The organism is Streptomyces sp. NBC_01450, assembly GCF_036227505.1.
Lineage (GTDB): Bacteria > Actinomycetota > Actinomycetes > Streptomycetales > Streptomycetaceae > Streptomyces.
The window spans coordinates 1,907,628-1,924,204 of the sequence record NZ_CP109481.1 but is presented as its reverse complement, the minus strand read 5'-3'; the positions used below and the strand labels follow the sequence as shown (position 1 = coordinate 1,924,204).

Below are 16,577 nucleotides of genomic sequence, written 5' to 3'. Positions count from 1 at the left end.
AGGCCCTTGGCTTGAGGCCCTTGGCTCAGGCGGGCCAGGACGAGACCACCGACACGGCCTGCCCGGGGTTGAGACGGGGATCGCAGTGCGAGGTGTAGCGCTCGCCGACCGCGTCGAGTGCGGCCGCGGTGCCGGCGCACTCCGTGACGTCGTCGGGCGCGGTCTCCAGGTGCAGTCCCCCGGCGGCGCCCCCGGCGGCGCGGACGGCCGCCACGAAGCGGGAGACCTCGAGCGAGACGGTCGACACGAGCCGTGTCTTGTGGCCGCCGGGTGCGGTGACGGTGTTGCCGTGCATGGGGTCGGTGAGCCACACGACGGGATGGCCGGCGCCGCGGACGGCGTCGACCAGGCGCGGCAGCCGGTCGGTGACGGCGTCGGCGCCCATGCGGGCGATGAGGGTGAGACGCCCCGGGTCGCGCCACGGGTCGAGCCGCTCGCACAGGGCGAGCAGTTCACCGGGCTCCATGGTGGGGCCCACTTTGCACGCGACCGGGTTGCTCACCTGGGCCAGCAGCGTCACGTGGGCGCCGTCGACCTGGCGGGTGCGTTCGCCGATCCAGGGCCAGTGGGTCGAGCCGAGGAACAGCCGGCCGCCCTCGTCGGTGCGCAGCATGGGGATCTCGTAGTCCAGGAGCAGGGCCTCATGGCTGGTCCACACCGGGGCCTGGCCGACATCGGGGCCCGCGCCACGCTCCCGCCAGCCCAGGTGTCCGACGATGTCGCTGGCGGCCATGTACCCGGTGAGGATGCGCAGCGGGTCGGGGCGCCTGCTCTCCCGGTCCGGTGCGGGGCTGTTGATCATGTGGCCCCGGAAGGTGGGCAGTTCGACACCGCCGACGGCTTCGGTGGGCCGGGAGCGGGGCTTGGCGAACTGTCCGGCGATGCGTCCGGCGCGTACGACGGGCTTGCCGGTGAGCAGGCCGAGCGTCCCGGCCAGCAGGTCGAGCAGGGCGGCCTTGCGGGTCACCTGTTCGCGGGTGCACTCCCCCGGGTCCTCGGCGCAGTCCCCGGACTGGACCACCAGGGCTTCGCCGAGCGCCACGTGGCCGAGCAGGGACCGCAGGGTGGCCGCGTCGTGGGAGCGTACGAGAGCGGGGCGCGCGGCGAGTTCCTCCCTCACCCCGGCCAGTTGCAGGCGGTCGCTCCACTCGGGCTGCTGGCACGCGCCGCGCAGGCGAATCTGCCGTATGACGTCTTCCATGGCGGTGCTACCGGCGGGCGGGGAACTTCAAGAGCTCTCCGTCGGTGCTCAGTGTGTGGTTGGTGACGTAGATGTCGCCGCCTCGGCCGACGGCGAGGCCGGCCGGCTCCTTGAGCAGGCCGCCGGTGTCGATCGTGGTGAGGGCGCCCGTCCTGGGGTCGACGCGGGTCAGGGAGCCGGGCCCCGAGTCGGCCGGCGGGGATCCGCTCCTGCTGCCGTAGGACAGGGCGATCAGATTGCCGCGCGGGTCCAGGTCGAGGTCGGTGACGTCGGTCAGGCCGGTGGCGAGGACGGTCGGCGTGCTGCCGGGCACATAGCGCCAGATACGGCTGAGTCCTTGGATCATGCCGCCCATGTCGGCGAGGTAGAACGCCCCGTCCCGGCCGCGCACGATCCCGGTCGGCACCGCCTGCACCCGGCCTGCCGGGGTCGCCGCCCGGACGTCCGAAGCGGCGGTGGGCAGCGTGTTGTTGGGGAAGACGAACTCGGTCGTCGTGGTGCCGTCGGGGTGGACCCGGATCAGGTCGTTGGCGGCGGCGTCGGTGACCAGGAAGTCCTTGCCGTCCCTGACGAAGTGGTGCGGGTTGGAGAAGACCTCGTTGTTGCCGTCGACCGAGTCGGGGTCGTAGCGGCCCTCGTGCTCGGCCAGGTCGCCGAGGACCCTGCCGCCTGCCGTGCTGAGGGTGCCGAACGCCTCGCCGCCCGCGCCGAGCGCGGCCCGGATCCCGGGGGTGCCGTTCAGGCCGTAGACCACACGGTAGGTGCCGCCGCCCGCGGCCTCGGCCTGGATCGCCCCGTTGACCGCGGTGGTGCCGTCGCCGCGCACGCCCATCTCGGAGGGCAGACCGGTCACCACGCGGGCCCGCGTTCGGCCCTTGACCCGGTACACGGAGCCGCTGAAGCCGAAGCACCGGGTGCCCGGCGTCGTGCAGGGGGTGTCCGGGCCGCTGCCGGCCTCCGCGACCAGGAGCGAGCCGTCGGCCTGGAACTGGACGTCGCGCGGGTTGTGCAGGCCGCTCACCACCACCACGGCCGTCGGCGCGTGCCCACGCGCCGCGGCCCGGGGCTCGGCCTGGCCCGGGACCGCGGTCGCTGTGAGGCCGCCGACGATCGCGGCGACCGCCGCGGCCCGCGCCCAGGATGTGCTTGCACCAGGCATGACTCTCCTCGTTCCGTTCAATGAAGTGGCCGCCCCTCAGGCGGAGTCGATCGTGGGGTTGCTCCCCAGCCGGATCGTGCGGACCTGTCCGTCGGCGATGTCGAGCAGCACCACGGCATGGAGGTCCTGGCCGTTGCGGTCGCGGAAGACGGCTCTGGGGCGGCCGTCGACGCGGTGGTGTTCCAGGGTGATGCCGATGCGGCTCAGCGGCGGGACGATCGCGACGAGCGCCCGGGCCACGTTCTCGGCGCCGTCGATGTGCCGGGGCCACCGCGCGGCCGCGGCACCGTCCTCGCCCACCGGGCACAGGGCGTCGGCCAGTTGACGGCACGCCGCCTCCGTGCACCCCAGGGCCGAGGCGATCTGGGGGAAGCCGCAGCCGAGAACCTCCCGCAGCACGAAGACCGCGCGCTCGAGCGGGGACAGTTCCTCGATGAGCATCAGGACCGCTGTCAGCAACGGGTCCTCGCCCTGCGCCCGTTGCCGTGGTGGTGCGTGTTCGTGCGGCGGCCGCCGCTCACCGGCCGCCGTCAGAATGTCGATCGACATCCGGGTGACCGCGGCCACGAGGAACCCTCTGGCGGTCGCGGGCTGCGCCGGGGAGTTCTCCCAGCGCAGCCCGGCCTCGCGCACCACGTCTCGTGCCTCGTGCACGTCACCCAGCATCCGGTGGGCGATCGCGGACAGCAGCGGCCGCAGTTCTTCGAACTCCTCGGCCCGACTCACACGTACTCCTCCTTGAGCGAGGCTCCGCCCTCACGCCGCCACGCCGAGATCCTGTGCGGCCCGCTGCTCGGCGGCGTACACCGCGAGGAAGACGGCGAGGCCGCGCACGCCGTCGCCGCCGGGAACGAGCGCGGTGAAGGGGACGGTGTGTCCGAACCCCGCCGACAGCGTGCGGTGGGTGCGCAGGGCGGCGGCCGTCAGATCGCCGGCCCGCCCTCGGCCGGGGTCCGGGCCCACGCCCGCCATGGAAAGGGCCTCGCGCCGGGCGCGGGAGACGAGGTCGGCGGGGCGCGGCGTCGCGGTCGGGGTCGGCATGGCAGTACTCCTTCTCTGTGTCGGTGCGGTACGGCGGTTCAGCGCGGCCGGGGGACCATGAGCAGGCGGCGGGGGTGCAGGGTGGTCTCCGGGGCCTTGCGGATCCGGCTGCCGGGCGCGAGGCTCAGCTGCCACTCCTGGATCACCGCGCCGAGGACGACGTCGAGTTCCTTCCAGGCGAAGGACTCCCCGATGCACCCCTTCGCTCCCACCCCGAAGGGAATGAAGGAGGAGTCGCCGGCGGCCGGGCGCAGCGACAGCCAGCGGTCCGGATCGAACCGGTAGGGGTCCGGATAGCGCTCGGGGTTGCGGTGCAGCAGGTACGAACTGAACAGCACGTGCGTGCCCGCGGGCAGCGCGTTCTCGCCCAGGGTGACGTCCGTGAGGGTCCTGCGGCAGGTGATCCACACGGGCGGGTAGAGCCGCAGCACCTCGGTGAGGAACCGGACGGTGTAGCCGGCCGGGCAGTGGCCGCCGCCGTGCACGGCGCTCGCGCCGCCGTCCCCCGCCATGTCCTTGAGGACCTTCTCCTCGATCAGGGGTTCCTGGGACAGCACGTACAGGGCCCAGGACAGCACGGACGCCGTGGTGACCGTGCCCGCGGCCAGCATCATGACCGCCTCGTCGCAGACCTGGTCCAGCGTCAGGGCGGGGGCGGCGTCCGTCCGCAGGTCCGGCAGGAGGGCCGACAGGTAGCCGGCCGCGGGCCGCGCGGATCCCATCTGTTCGACCAGGGTCGCGGCGAGCTCCCCGCGGAAGTCCTCGCGTGCCCGCAGCAGCCGGCCGGCCGCCTGCCGGCGCTCCGCGCGTGCGGCGGCCTTCCCGTACAGCGGCTTTCTGATCATTTCCCACGACAGGCGGGCGAGGCGTTCGGTGAGCGCGGCCGACCGCTTCGGCGGCAAGCCATGCAGAAGCGTGCGCAGGGCGACCGCGCCGGCCGTCCGGCACATCTCGACCTGGATGTCCACGGTCTGTCCCGTGCGCCACGAACTCACCGTGCCGTGGGCGATCTCCCGCATGACGGGCGCGTAGTCGTCGACCGTCGCCGACCGCAGGTACGGGTGGGCGAGGCGGCGGTAGTAGCGGTGCACCGACTCGTCCTCGGCGAGGATTCCGGCGCGGCTCAGATTCCTTGCCTTCTGGAAGAGTTCGCCCTTGCCGTAGTCCTTGCTGTCGTTGAGCAGGATCCGCCGCACCAGGGCGGGGTCGGTGACGAAGAGGGCGTCGGCGCCGTCCACGCTCACGCCGCGGACCGCGGGCCCGCGCAGGAGGCGCTGCATCCGGCCGAACCGGAATTCCGGGTATGTGGTTGTCGCGTTCATCGGTCCGCCGCCGCTACGCGCAGGACGTGGCGGCGCTGTCGGCCGACGGCATGAGGTCCAGCCGGCTGCGCGTGCGGAACCGGAAGTAGGACTGGAGCTTGTAGTACTCCTCGCCGCTCGACGTCATGGCCGCGTAGACCATCTTGGGATCGTCGGCGCCGTAGGGAAAGTCGCGGACGAACTGTTCGATCTTCGGGCCGAGCCGGGCGGGCAGGGACAGCGGGTCCTGGGTCCTCACGCCGAAGGCGATGCGCTCGATCCGCTCGGACTCCCAGTTCAGGGTGGTGTAGATGCCGAACGCCTTCGCGCAGAACCGCAGCATCTGCTCGCTGGGCCGCGGGATCCCGAGGTCGCGATGCATCGCCAGGACGGCCTGCGGGTCCCGGAACTCGTCCGGGATCCCGGTGACGTAGAGGTTGACCGTCCTGCTGCGGTAGTCGATCCCGATGACGTCCACGCGGTCGTCGAGGCCCCGGTCGGCGAAGAATCCGACGTTCGCCGCCAGGCTGGAGGGCATCGACGGGATGCCGACGAGCTTGTTCAGGCTCTGGTAGTCGTCGCCGGGGAAGTACACCCAGATCTTCCGGAAGCCGCCGACGACCCCGAAGTCGATGCCGTAGCTGTCGATGGAGCAGCGCTGCCGGATGTCCGCGAGCAGGGTGTCCACCGCATGGCCGGTCGCCGCCAGGAGGCCGTGCGAGCGGGCGCGGGCGTACGGGTCGATGTCATGGGGGAGGGTGAAGCGGCAGTCGAACTCCCCTTCGTGGCGCGCGTTGGTCGCGACCCGGCAGGCGATGACGGCGTGCGGGAGCGCGTCCTCGTACGCGGCCAGGACGGGCAGGACCGTGTCGCGCGAGCACGCCACGCCCAGCAGCCCCGCCGACTCCTCGACGCGCGCGTACAGATCGGCCAGGTGCGCGGTTCCCGACATGCTTCCTCCACGCGTCGTTCTCGTCGTCGGTGTGAACAGGGGCTGGTGGTACGGGGCCGCGGCGGCGCTCAGTAGCGGTAGTGGTCCGGCTTGTAGGGGCCCTCGACCTCGACGCCGATGTACGAGGCCTGCTCCGGGCGCAGCTCGGTGAGCTTGACGCCGAGCGAGTCCAGGTGGAGACGCGCGACCTTCTCGTCCAGGTACTTGGGCAGCACGTACACGTCGGTCGGGTACTCGGTCTGCTTGGTGAACAGCTCGATCTGCGCCAGCGTCTGGTCCGCGAAACTGTTGGACATCACGAACGACGGGTGGCCGGTCGCGTTGCCCAGGTTCAGCAGACGGCCCTCGGACAGCACGATGATGACCTTGCCGTCCGGGAACGTCCACGTGTGGACCTGCGGCTTGACCTCGTCCTTCACAATGCCGTCGATCTTCGCCAGACCGGCCATGTCGATCTCGTTGTCGAAGTGACCGATGTTCCCGACGATCGCCTGGTGCTTCATCCTGGCCATGTCGCCCGCCATGATGATGTCCTTGTTGCCGGTCGTCGTGACGAAGATGTCCGCCGTGTCGACGACCTCGTCGAGCGTCGTGACCTGGTATCCGTCCATCGCCGCCTGCAGCGCGCAGATCGGGTCGATCTCCGTCACGATCACCCGGGCACCCTGCCCGCGCAGCGACTCCGCACAGCCCTTGCCCACATCGCCGTAACCGCACACGACCGCGGTCTTGCCGCCGATCAGGACGTCGGTGGCGCGGTTGATGCCATCGACCAGCGAGTGGCGGCAGCCGTACTTGTTGTCGAACTTCGACTTCGTCACCGCGTCGTTCACATTGATCGCGGGGAACAGTAGCGAGCCCTCGCGCTGCATCTCGTACAGACGGTGCACACCCGTCGTCGTCTCCTCCGTCACACCGCGGATCTCCGAGGCGAGAGCGGACCAGTCGAGCGTGCTGTTCTCCAACAGGGCGCGGACCACGACGAGTTCCTCGCTGTCGGCCTCGGGAAGCCTGCCCGACTTCTGGCGTTCGACGCCCAGGTGCACGAGGAGGGTGGCGTCACCGCCGTCGTCCAGGATCATGTTCGGGCCCGCGTGGCCGGGCCAGGTGAGAGCCTGTTCGGTGCACCACCAGTACTCCTCGAGCGTCTCGCCCTTCCAGGCGAAGACCGGGATCCCGGCGGCGGCGATCGCGGCGGCCGCGTGGTCCTGGGTGGAGAAGATGTTGCAGGAGACCCAGCGGACCTCGGCGCCCAGGGCGATGAGGGTCTCGATGAGGACGGCCGTCTGGACCGTCATGTGCAGGGAGCCGGTGATCCGGGCGCCGGCCAGCGGCTGGGCGGCGGCGTACTCCTCGCGGATCGACATCAGACCGGGCATCTCGTGCTCGGCGAGCGTGATCTCCTTGCGGCCGAACTCGGCCAGGGACAGGTCGGCGACCTTGAAATCTGCGGTCTCAGCAGGCATTGAGGATCCTTGTGTTCGAGGAGGCCAGTACGTTGCGGTGGATGTCCAGGGCCGCGGTGGACCTGTTGAGGGTGATGTAGTGCAGTCCGGGGGCGCCCTCCGCGAGGAGGCTGTCGGCCATGGCGGTGGCGTACTCGACACCGATGCGGTGGCCGGCGGCCGCGTCGCCGCGGGCCGTGTGCAGACGGGCCGCGAGACCGGTGGGGAAGGCGGCGTCGGACAGTTCGGCGAAGCGGGCGATCTGCCGGTGGTCGGTGGCGGGCATGATCTCCGGGATGATCGGGATGTCGCAGCCGGCGGCCGCGACCCGGTCGCGCAGCCGCAGGTAGTCCCCCACCCGGAAGAACATCTGCGTGATCGCGTAGTCGGCGCCCGCCCTGCACTTGGCGACGAAGTGGCGGATGTCCTCGTCCCAGTCCCCCGAGCGCGGATGCCGCTCGGGGAAGGCGGCCACCCCGATTCTGAAGTCGCCCAGCGAGCGGACCAGTTCGACGAGTTCGTACGCATACCGCAAGCCCCGCGGGTGCGGCGTCCAGGGACCCTTCGGATCGCCCGGCGGGTCCCCGCGCAGGACCAGGACGTCCCGGATGCCCGCGTCCGCGTACTGCCCGATGATGTGGCGCAGTTCGGCCACCGAGTGGCCGACGGCGGTCAGATGGGCGACGGGGCGCAGTGTCGTCTCGGCGGCGATCCGCCGGGTGACGGCCACCGTCCGGTCCCGCGACGAGCCGCCCGCACCGTAGGTGACGGACACGAAGTCGGGCCGGAGCGGTTCGATGCGCCGGATCGCCTTCCACAGCGTGTCCTCGCCCCTGGCCGTCTTCGGCGGGAAGAACTCGAAGGAGAAAGTCGTCACGAGCGGCCTCCCGCGTTGAAGTAGTTGGCCTCGGGGTGGTGCAGGACGATCGCGTCGGTGGACTGCTCGGGGTGGAGCTGGAACTCCTCGCTGAGGTGGACGCCGATCCGCTCGGGCCGCAGCAGCTCGGCGATCTTGGCGCGGTCCTCCAGGTTCGGGCAGGCGGGGTAGCCGAGCGAATAGCGGCAGCCCTGGTACTCGGTGCGCAGCATCCCGTCGAGGTGCGCCGGGTCGTCGGCGGCGATGCCGAGTTCGCCGCGGACGCGGGCGTGCCAGTACTCGGCGAGCGCCTCGGCCAACTGCACGGACAGGCCGTGCAGTTCGAGGTAGTCGCGGTAGGAGTCGGACGCGAACAGCTCGGCGGTGGCCTCACCGATCTTCGAACCGACGGTGACGACCTGCAGGCCGACGACGTCGACCTCGCCGGACTCCTCCGGGCGGAAGAAGTCGGCCAGGCACAGGTGCCGGCCGCGGCGCTGGCGCGGGAAGGTGAAGCGGGTCCGCTCGTTGCCCCGCTCGTCCAGGACGATCAGGTCGTCGCCCTTGGACACACAGGGGAAGTAGCCGTGGACCACGGCCGCTTCGAGCAGGTTCTTGGTGTGCAGCTCGTCCAGCCAGCCGCGCAGCCGCGGGCGGCCCTCGCTCTCCAGCGTGTCGCCCTTGAGACCCCACTGGCCCTTGAACAGGGCGGCCTCGTCGAGCCAGGACGCGTACTCCTTGAGCTGGATGCCCTTGACGACGCGGGTGCCCCAGAACGGCGGAGCCGGGACCGGGTTGTCGACCGCGACGTCCGACCGGCCGACGTCCTGCGGCGCTTCGAGCACCACCTCCCGCTTCGGGACCCGGCGTCGCTTCAGCTCGGGCAGGGTCGCGCCGGGCACCCCGCGCTTGACCGCGATCAGGGCGTCCATCAGGCGCAGGCCCTCGAACGCGTCCCGGGCGTAGCGCACTTCGCCCTCGTAGATCTCGTGCAGATCCTGCTCGACATACGCGCGGGTGAGCGCGGCACCGCCGAGGATCACCGGGTAGTCGGCCGCCAGCTTGCGCTGGTTGAGCTCCTCCAGGTTCTCCTTCATGATCACCGTGGACTTGACCAGCAGACCCGACATGCCGATCACATCCGCGCGATGCTCGGCGGCGGCCTCCAGGATCGCGGAGACCGGCTGCTTGATGCCCAGATTGACCACGTTGTAGCCGTTGTTCGACAGGATGATGTCGACCAGGTTCTTGCCGATGTCATGGACGTCACCACGCACCGTGGCCAGCACGATGGTGCCCTTGCCCTGCGCGTCCGACTTCTCCATGTGCGGCTCCAGATGGGCGACCGCGTTCTTCATCACCTCGGCGGACTGCAGCACGAACGGCAACTGCATCTGCCCGGACCCGAACAGCTCACCGACGACCTTCATCCCCTCCAGCAGGGTGTCGTTGACGATGTCCAGGGCAGGGCGCGCGGTCAGGGCCTCGTCGAGATCGGCCTCCAGGCCGTTCTTCTCACCGTCGATGATGCGCCGCTCGAGCCGCTCCTCCAGCGGCAGCGCCGCCAACTCCTCGGCCCTGCCGGCCTTCAACGACTTCGCCGTGGCACCCTCGAACAGCTCCATCAGCCTCTGCAGCGGGTCATAGCCCTCACGCCGCCGGTCATAGATCAGGTCGAGGGCCGTGGTCACCTGCTCCTCGTCGAACCGCGCGATCGGCAGGATCTTCGACGCGTGCACGATCGCCGAGTCCAGCCCCGCCTTCACACACTCGTCCAGGAAAACCGAGTTGAGCACGATCCGGGCGGCCGGGTTCAGACCGAAGGAAATGTTCGACAACCCCAGTGTGGTCTGCACGTCCGGGTGGCGCCGCTTCAGCTCCCGGATCGCCTCGATCGTGGCGATCCCGTCACCCCGCGACTCCTCCTGCCCCGTGCAGATCGTGAACGTCAGGGTGTCGATGAGGAGGTCCGACTCGTGGATACCCCAGTTGGCCGTCAGGTCCTCGATCAGCCGCTCGGCGATCTCCACCTTCTTCCGCGGGGTGCGGGCCTGACCCTCCTCGTCGATGGTCAGCGCGATCAACGCCGCCCCGTGCTCCCGCGCCAGCCGGGTGACCTTCGCGAACCGCGACTCGGGCCCGTCCCCGTCCTCGTAGTTGACCGAGTTGATGACCGCACGCCCGCCCAGCTTCTCCAACCCCGCCCGGATGACCGGGACCTCGGTCGAGTCCAGCACGATCGGCAGCGTCGAAGCCGTGGCGAAACGCCCCGCCAGCTCCGCCATGTCCGCCACACCGTCACGGCCCACGTAGTCGACACACAGATCGAGCATGTGCGCGCCCTCACGGATCTGGTCCCGGGCCATCTCCACACAGTCGTCCCAGCGGCCCTCCAGCATGGCCTCGCGGAACTTCTTCGACCCGTTCGCGTTCGTCCGCTCCCCGATCGCCATGTACGCCGTGTCCTGCCGGAACGGCACGTGCGTGTACAGGGAAGCGGCGCCGGGCTCCGGGCTCGGGTCCCGTCGGGTCGGGGTCAGGCCCTCCATCCGTTCCACCAGGCGGCGCAGATGCTCCGGGGTCGTACCGCAGCAGCCGCCGACCAGCGACATGCCGAAGTCGCGCACGAACGTCTCCTGCGCGTCCGCCAGGCCCTCCGGGCCGAGCGGGAAGTGCGCCCCGTCCTTGGTCAGTACGGGCAGGCCCGCGTTCGGCATGCACAGCAGGGGGATCCGGGAGTGGCGGGCCAGATGACGCAGGTGCTCACTCATCTCGGCGGGACCGGTCGAGCAGTTGAGGCCGATCATGTCGATGCCCAGCGGCTCCAGGGCGGTGAGCGCCGCGCCGATCTCCGAGCCGACCAGCATCACGCCGGTCGTCTCGAAGGCCAGCGACACCAGCAGCGGCAGGTCCGCGCCGCTCGCGTCCAGGGCGCGGCGGGCGCCGAGCACGGCCGACTTGGTCTGCAGCAGGTCCTGCGAGGTCTCCACGATCAGCGCGTCCGCGCCGCCGGCGATCAGACCTTCCGCGTTGCGCTGGTAGCCGTCGCGGATCACGGTGTACGGGACATGGCCGAGCGTGGGCAGTTTCGTCCCCGGCCCCATCGAGCCGAGGACCCAGCGCTGGCGCCCTGTCGACGCGGTGAACTCGTCGGCGACCTCGCGGGCGATGCGGGCACCGGACTCGGACAGTTCGACGATGCGGTCCGCGATGTCGTACTCGGCGAGCGCCGTGGCGTTCGCGCCGAACGTGTTGGTCTCGACCAGGTCCACGCCCGCGTCCAGGTAGGCGCGGTGCACGGACGCGACGATGTCGGGGCGGGTGGCGTTGAGGACCTCGTTGCAGCCCTCCAGCTGCTGGAAGTCCTCCAGCGTGGGGTCCTGCTCCTGCAGCATCGTGCCCATCGCGCCGTCGGCCACCACGACACGGGTCGCGAGCGCTTCGCGCAGCGCGGCGGCCCGGAGGTGCTGCGGCGCGCTCATGCCACACCCGCAAGGCGCGGCTCGATGGTGCGGGCGGCCTCATGACCGTACGCGGCGTCGATACGGGCGATCAGCTCCGCCGGCAGGAGTTTGTACTCCTGCGTGCCCACCGACTCCAGGACGGTGGCGGCCAGGGCGCAGCCGAGCTGGGCCGCCTGCTCGTGCGGCCACTGCCACGCGTGACCGGCGAGGAAACCGGCGCGGAAGGCGTCGCCGGCGCCCGTGGGGTCGGCGATGGTGTCGGTGGCCACGGCCGGTACGACGAGGCGGGGCTCACCGCGGGCGGCCAGCGACACCCCGTCCGCGCCCAGCGTGGTGATCCAGGTGCCGACCCGCTCGAGGAGGTCCTGTTCGCTCCAGCCGGTACGCTCCCGCAGCAGCGCGGCCTCGTACTCGTTGGTGAACAACCACCGTGCCCCGCCGACCAGTTGACGGGCCTGCTCGCGGTCGAGCCGGGCCAGCTGCTGGGACGGGTCGGCGGCGACGGGGATGCCGAGCCGGTGGGCCGTGGTGGTGTGCCGCAGCATGGCCCCGGGGTCGTCGGCCCCCACCAGGACGAGCCCGGGCCGGCCGACGCGGGCGGCGATCGCCGCGAGGTCGATACGGGGGGCCTCGGCCATGGCTCCGGCGTAGAAGGTGGCGATCTGGTTCTGGTCCGTGTCGGTGGTGCACACGAAGCGGGCAGTGTGCAGGGTCTCGCTGACCCGGACACCGGAGGTGTCGACACCGCCCGCCCGCAGCCAGGTGTCGTACTCGGCGAAGTCCAGGCCCGCCGCGCCGATCAGCAGCGGCTGGTGGCCGAGCAGGCCGAGGCCGAAGGCGATGTTGGCGGCGACGCCGCCGCGGCGCACCTCGAGCCCGTCGGCGAGGAAGGACAGGGAGACCCGCTCCAGCTGTTCCTTGATCAGCTGCTCGGCGAACCGCCCGGGAAACACCATCAGATGGTCGGTCGCTATCGATCCGGTCACGGCCAGACGCACGGGAGTACTCCTTGGACCTCGGGGAACCTCGGGCGGAACGTTCTTACCGACAACAGGCCGCCGGCGGGCTCGGCCGGCGGACGAAGAGCGGGGAGCGACGGGACGGGGGGATGATGACCGTCGCTCCCCGCTGGCTCGGGGCCGGCTCCGGGGTCTGCCGGGCGCCGCGCGGTCAGGCCGCGTCCACCGCCGCGCGCAGGGCCTTCGCGCGGTCGGTGCGCTCCCAGGTGAAGTCCGGCAGCTCGCGGCCGAAATGGCCGTACGCGGCGGTCTGGGCGTAGATCGGGCGCAGCAGGTCCAGGTCGCGGATGATCGCGGCCGGGCGCAGGTCGAAGACCGCGGCGACGGCGTCCTCGATCCGCTCCACGGAGACCGTGTGGGTGCCGAAGGTCTCCACGAACAGACCGACCGGCTCGGCCTTGCCGATGGCGTAGGCGACCTGGACCTCGCAACGTGCGGCGAGACCCGCGGCGACCACGTTCTTGGCGACCCAGCGCATCGCGTACGCGGCGCTGCGGTCCACCTTCGAGGGGTCCTTGCCCGAGAAGGCGCCGCCGCCGTGCCGGGCGTAGCCGCCGTACGTGTCGATGATGATCTTGCGGCCGGTCAGGCCCGCGTCGCCCATCGGGCCGCCGATCTCGAAGCGGCCGGTCGGGTTGACCAGCAGACGGTAGTCGTCCGTCTCCAGCTTGATCCCGTCGTCGGCGAGCTGCCGAAGGACGTACTCGACGACGTGCTCGCGGATGTCGGGGGTGAGCAGCGAGTCCAGGTCGATGTCGCTCGCGTGCTGCGAGGAGACCACGACGGTGTCCAGGCGGACGGGGCGGTCGCCCAGGTACTCGATGGTGACCTGGGTCTTGCCGTCGGGCCGCAGATACGGGACGGTGCCGTCCTTGCGGACCTCGGTCAGCCGCCGCGACAGGCGGTGGGCCAGCTCGATCGGCAGCGGCATCAGCGTGGGCGTCTCGTCGCAGGCGTAACCGAACATCAGGCCCTGGTCGCCCGCGCCCTGCTTGTCGAGCTCGTCCCCCTCGGCTTCGCAGGAGGCACCCTCGACGCGCTTCTCGTACGCCGTGTCGACGCCCTGCGCGATGTCCGGGGACTGCGCGCCGATGGACACCGAGACACCGCAGGACGCCCCGTCGAAGCCCTTGGCCGACGAGTCGTAGCCGATGTCGACGACCTTCTCCCGCACCAGCGTCGCCACATCGGCGTACGCGTCGGTCGTCACCTCCCCGGCGATGTGCACCTGGCCGGTGGTGATGAGGGTCTCGACCGCGACGCGCGAGGTGGGATCCTGGCGCAGCAGCGCGTCGAGGATCGTGTCGCTGATCTGGTCGGCGATCTTGTCGGGGTGTCCTTCGGTCACGGATTCCGAGGTGAACAGACGGCGGGACATGGCTCTCCAGGGCTGTGGGTGGGCGGGCAGGTGGAGTCCGAGCTCGGCCGATCACGCAATCTTCGTCGCGGACAGAATGGCCTGTACGGGGATGACATCCGGCGGAATCTCGCTCGAGTCCTTGGTCAGCGCCCTGGTCACCTTGAACCCGGCCTCCTCCAGCCAGCTCTGATAGGTCGACAGTTTCTGCGGGCCGCCCTGCCCCATGGCGGCACCGATGAAGAAGGCCGGGAAGAAGTCGACGTTGTAGTTGTCGGCGTCCTTGATGTCCTCGGGGTACACCGGCACGAGGATGTGCACCTCGCCCCCGGCGTCGAGCGACTTGTGGACGCCCTTGAGGATGGTGAGGACGTCGGCCTTGTCGAACATGTCCAGGAAGTGCTTGATCAGGGCGACGTCGAAGCCCTGGGGGATCTCGTCGAAGACGTTGCCGCCGATGAAGGACAGATGCTCCTGAAGGCCCTCGGCCTTGAAGTTGGCGAGCGCCTGCGTCTCCTTGTGCGGCAGGTCGAAGGTGGTGACCTTCAGGCCGGGGGACGCCTTGTGGCGGTAGGTGTGGATCGCGCCGAGGCCGGTGTTGCCGGCGACGTCGAGGACCTGGCTGCCCGCGGGGATGTCGACGTTGGCGAAGAACCACGGGTCGATGTTGGCGGTGACGGTGTTCATCAGGGTCAGCCAGGAGTCGTTGAGATCCTGGTGGTCGTCCACCGCGTCGTAGAGGGTGCCCTCGGCGCCGTAGAGCTCCTTCAGGCCGACGATCGTGCCGGTTCGGACGCTCTCGGTGAGGTAGAACAGCTGCCGCAGCGCCGTCACCTTGATGAGGTTCATGTAGGACAGGGCACGCTTCAGATCGCTCTCGGCGACATGGGCGAGGGCGTCGAGCCGGTATCCCCCGGTGGTCTCGTCCTGGGCGATGAAACCCTCTTTGACCAGCAGGAAGAGGAGCTGCTCCACGGCGTCGGGCCGGGCGGCGCCGACGGCCTCGGCGAGCTGCTCGGCGGTCAGGTCCGGGGTGGCCCGGAGCTTGTCGACGATGCCCAGCTCGAACACGGACACCAGGGTCATGAACCGCGAGGGGCCCACCATGTATTCGCGCAGCCGGGCGAGGGTGGCCTGTGTCGTCATTGCAGTGATCCCCTTCGAAAACGAGTGAGCCGCGGGAAGGTACGCCGGCTTGGGCTAGCCCAGCTGTTGCTTGAAGCGGTGGGTCAGTGCGCCCCGCTGCACCTTCAAGGTGGCGGTGCGGGGCAGTTCGGCCTGGGGGATCTGGACCGGGTCGGCCAGCTGGGGGAAGTCGGCGGCGGCGGCCCGCCAGCGCTCCGGGTCCAGCGGCTCGTCGTCGACGGTGCAGATCACCGGGACCGGCTCCGAGCCGGGGCCCTGGACCACGACCAGCTCGCTCAGCTCGTCGAGCCGGCTCAGCACGACGTCCTCGACCTCCAGGGAGCTGCGCACCCCGGGGATCATGTCGACCTCCCGGTCGAGCATGTGCAGGCAGCCGAACCGGGTGCGGTATCCGACGTCGCCGGTCCGCCACCAGTCGCCGTCGCGGTTGGTGTCGTAGCGCTCCTGCTCGGCGAAGTACGTCTTGGCCAGCCCGTCCCACGCGACCTCGATGAAGCCCGGGTGCCGCTCGGAGGGGGTGCTGCCGTCCCGGCTGACCACGCGGACCTTCGCGGCGCCCCTGGGCATGGCCCAGCCGACGCAGCGGCCGTTCGCCTTGTGGACGGAGCGGCGGAAGTAGGCGCGGCCCACGGCCGGGCCGACCTCGCTCTGCCCGTAGATCTGGAAGAACAGGGCCCCGCGCCGCCCGGAGGCCTTCAGCAGCCTGCTCATCGTGCGCGGATGGATCGCGTCGAAGGTGCTGCTGAAGACCTTCACCGACGCGAACGGGCGCCGCGCGTCGTCGGCGAGCTCCTCCCACTCCATCAGCGAGTTGGGCAGCGCCTCGACGAACGCCGGCCTGTGCCGCAGGAACTGCTCCGCGACGGCCTCGGGGTCCGGCTCCCGCAGGAGCAGGATCGGGAACTCCTTGGCGAGCGCCAGGGACATCGCCGCGACCATCCGGGAGTGCACGAAGGGGATGTGGATCGCGACGGTCTCCTTCTTGCGCATCAAGGAGAGCAGCCGCCACTGCGGTATGAGGCGCACACCCTGCGTGCGGGGCGTGTGCACCACGAGCTTGGGAATCCCGGTGGTGCCGGAGGTGTGAGTGATCACGGCGGCCTCGTCGATGGGCCTGAGCACCGGCTCGACGCGCGGTGCGCCCGCGAGATCGGCGAGTGAGAGGGCCCCCGGCCGCTCGCCGCTCGCGGTGATCACCCGCCGGGTGAGCTCCGTCAGCGGCACCCCGGCGAGGACGTCGAGCTTGGCGCCGTCGGTGAGCAGGGTCGGCCGGCCGACCCGCTCGAGCAGGACCCCCACGGTCGTGGCGTCCAGGGCCGGCGACAGGTTCACCACGACCGCGCCGATACGCGACACCGCGGCGGCGAGCATCCAGTGGTCGGCGTTCGCGGTCTTGTAGAGCACGACGTGCTCGTCGGGCCGGACGCCGGCCGCCCACAGCCGGGCCGCCAGATCGTCCACGTGGTCGGCGTACTGCGCCACCGTCAGACGCCGGCCCGCCTCGGGGAAGACGTCCAGGTCGTGGTCGAGCGTGATCGGGGTCGACGGGTTCACCGCCGCGGCCATCGCCGGCAGCAGGCCGATGTGCAGACCGCGCCGCTGTATCGATGCGTAGACCGTGGAGCCCTTCATCGCA

13 protein-coding genes are annotated in these 16,577 nt (G+C 70.7%); all 13 read right to left on the bottom strand.

Going from position 1 to position 16,577, the window contains the following annotated elements; genetic code table 11:
• Window positions 1-25: 25 nt before the first annotated feature.
• The gene (locus tag OG568_RS57445) at window positions 26-1,201 is read right to left on the bottom strand and encodes a 3-deoxy-7-phosphoheptulonate synthase (RefSeq protein WP_329537926.1); all 1,176 of its coding nucleotides are present in this window, start codon (window positions 1,199-1,201) and stop codon (window positions 26-28) included.
• A 7-nt stretch (window positions 1,202-1,208) separates the two neighbouring features.
• Entirely contained in the window at window positions 1,209-2,360 is a 1,152-nt protein-coding gene (locus OG568_RS57440; RefSeq protein WP_329537925.1) for a ScyD/ScyE family protein, read from the bottom strand.
• A 36-nt stretch (window positions 2,361-2,396) separates the two neighbouring features.
• Window positions 2,397-3,086, bottom strand: a complete 690-nt coding sequence (locus tag OG568_RS57435; protein ID WP_329537924.1) for a sigma factor-like helix-turn-helix DNA-binding protein — start codon at window positions 3,084-3,086, stop codon at window positions 2,397-2,399.
• A 30-nt stretch (window positions 3,087-3,116) separates the two neighbouring features.
• Window positions 3,117-3,401, bottom strand: a complete 285-nt coding sequence (locus tag OG568_RS57430) for a hypothetical protein (RefSeq protein ID WP_329537923.1) — start codon at window positions 3,399-3,401, stop codon at window positions 3,117-3,119.
• A 38-nt stretch (window positions 3,402-3,439) separates the two neighbouring features.
• Window positions 3,440-4,723 carry a cytochrome P450 gene (locus OG568_RS57425; RefSeq protein WP_329537921.1) on the bottom strand — a complete coding sequence of 428 codons (1,284 nt, stop codon included), beginning with the start codon at window positions 4,721-4,723 and terminating at the stop codon, window positions 3,440-3,442.
• A gap of 13 nt (window positions 4,724-4,736) precedes the next feature.
• The gene (locus OG568_RS57420) at window positions 4,737-5,654 is read right to left on the bottom strand and encodes an aromatic prenyltransferase (protein WP_329537920.1); all 918 of its coding nucleotides are present in this window, start codon (window positions 5,652-5,654) and stop codon (window positions 4,737-4,739) included.
• Window positions 5,655-5,722: 68 nt separating this feature from the next.
• On the bottom strand, window positions 5,723-7,120 hold the full coding sequence (ahcY, locus tag OG568_RS57415; protein WP_329537919.1) for an adenosylhomocysteinase: 1,398 nt from the start codon (window positions 7,118-7,120) through the stop codon (window positions 5,723-5,725).
• Window positions 7,110-7,976, bottom strand: coding sequence for a methylenetetrahydrofolate reductase [NAD(P)H] (gene metF, locus OG568_RS57410; RefSeq protein WP_329537918.1), 867 nt, complete (start codon window positions 7,974-7,976; stop codon window positions 7,110-7,112). The genes ahcY and metF overlap by 11 nt, the downstream gene beginning before the upstream one ends.
• Window positions 7,973-11,437, bottom strand: coding sequence for a methionine synthase (gene metH, locus OG568_RS57405; RefSeq protein ID WP_329537917.1), 3,465 nt, complete (start codon window positions 11,435-11,437; stop codon window positions 7,973-7,975). The genes metF and metH overlap by 4 nt, the downstream gene beginning before the upstream one ends.
• Window positions 11,434-12,417, bottom strand: a complete 984-nt coding sequence (locus OG568_RS57400) for a carbohydrate kinase family protein (protein WP_329537916.1) — start codon at window positions 12,415-12,417, stop codon at window positions 11,434-11,436. The genes metH and OG568_RS57400 overlap by 4 nt, the downstream gene beginning before the upstream one ends.
• A 172-nt stretch (window positions 12,418-12,589) precedes the next feature.
• A complete protein-coding gene (gene metK / locus OG568_RS57395) occupies window positions 12,590-13,816 on the bottom strand; it encodes a methionine adenosyltransferase (protein ID WP_329537915.1) in 1,227 nt (408 codons plus the stop codon).
• A gap of 51 nt (window positions 13,817-13,867) precedes the next feature.
• Window positions 13,868-14,941: a methyltransferase gene (locus tag OG568_RS57390; protein WP_329537914.1), complete on the bottom strand. Its 1,074-nt coding sequence runs from the start codon at window positions 14,939-14,941 to the stop codon at window positions 13,868-13,870.
• A 54-nt stretch (window positions 14,942-14,995) separates the two neighbouring features.
• The gene (locus OG568_RS57385; RefSeq protein ID WP_329537913.1) at window positions 14,996-16,573 is read right to left on the bottom strand and encodes a class I adenylate-forming enzyme family protein; all 1,578 of its coding nucleotides are present in this window, start codon (window positions 16,571-16,573) and stop codon (window positions 14,996-14,998) included.
• Window positions 16,574-16,577: the final 4 nt, after the last annotated feature.

Coding starts and splice junctions, on each gene's coding strand:
- OG568_RS57445 (WP_329537926.1), bottom strand. CDS start 1,201: ATGGAAGACGTCATACGGCAGATTCGCCTGCGCGGCGCGTGCCAGCAG.
- OG568_RS57440 (WP_329537925.1), bottom strand. CDS start 2,360: ATGCCTGGTGCAAGCACATCCTGGGCGCGGGCCGCGGCGGTCGCCGCG.
- OG568_RS57430 (WP_329537923.1), bottom strand. CDS start 3,401: ATGCCGACCCCGACCGCGACGCCGCGCCCCGCCGACCTCGTCTCCCGC.
- OG568_RS57425 (WP_329537921.1), bottom strand. CDS start 4,723: ATGAACGCGACAACCACATACCCGGAATTCCGGTTCGGCCGGATGCAG.
- OG568_RS57420 (WP_329537920.1), bottom strand. CDS start 5,654: ATGTCGGGAACCGCGCACCTGGCCGATCTGTACGCGCGCGTCGAGGAG.
- ahcY (WP_329537919.1), bottom strand. CDS start 7,120: ATGCCTGCTGAGACCGCAGATTTCAAGGTCGCCGACCTGTCCCTGGCC.
- metH (WP_329537917.1), bottom strand. CDS start 11,437: ATGAGCGCGCCGCAGCACCTCCGGGCCGCCGCGCTGCGCGAAGCGCTC.
- metK (WP_329537915.1), bottom strand. CDS start 13,816: ATGTCCCGCCGTCTGTTCACCTCGGAATCCGTGACCGAAGGACACCCC.
- OG568_RS57390 (WP_329537914.1), bottom strand. CDS start 14,941: ATGACGACACAGGCCACCCTCGCCCGGCTGCGCGAATACATGGTGGGC.
- OG568_RS57385 (WP_329537913.1), bottom strand. CDS start 16,573: ATGAAGGGCTCCACGGTCTACGCATCGATACAGCGGCGCGGTCTGCAC.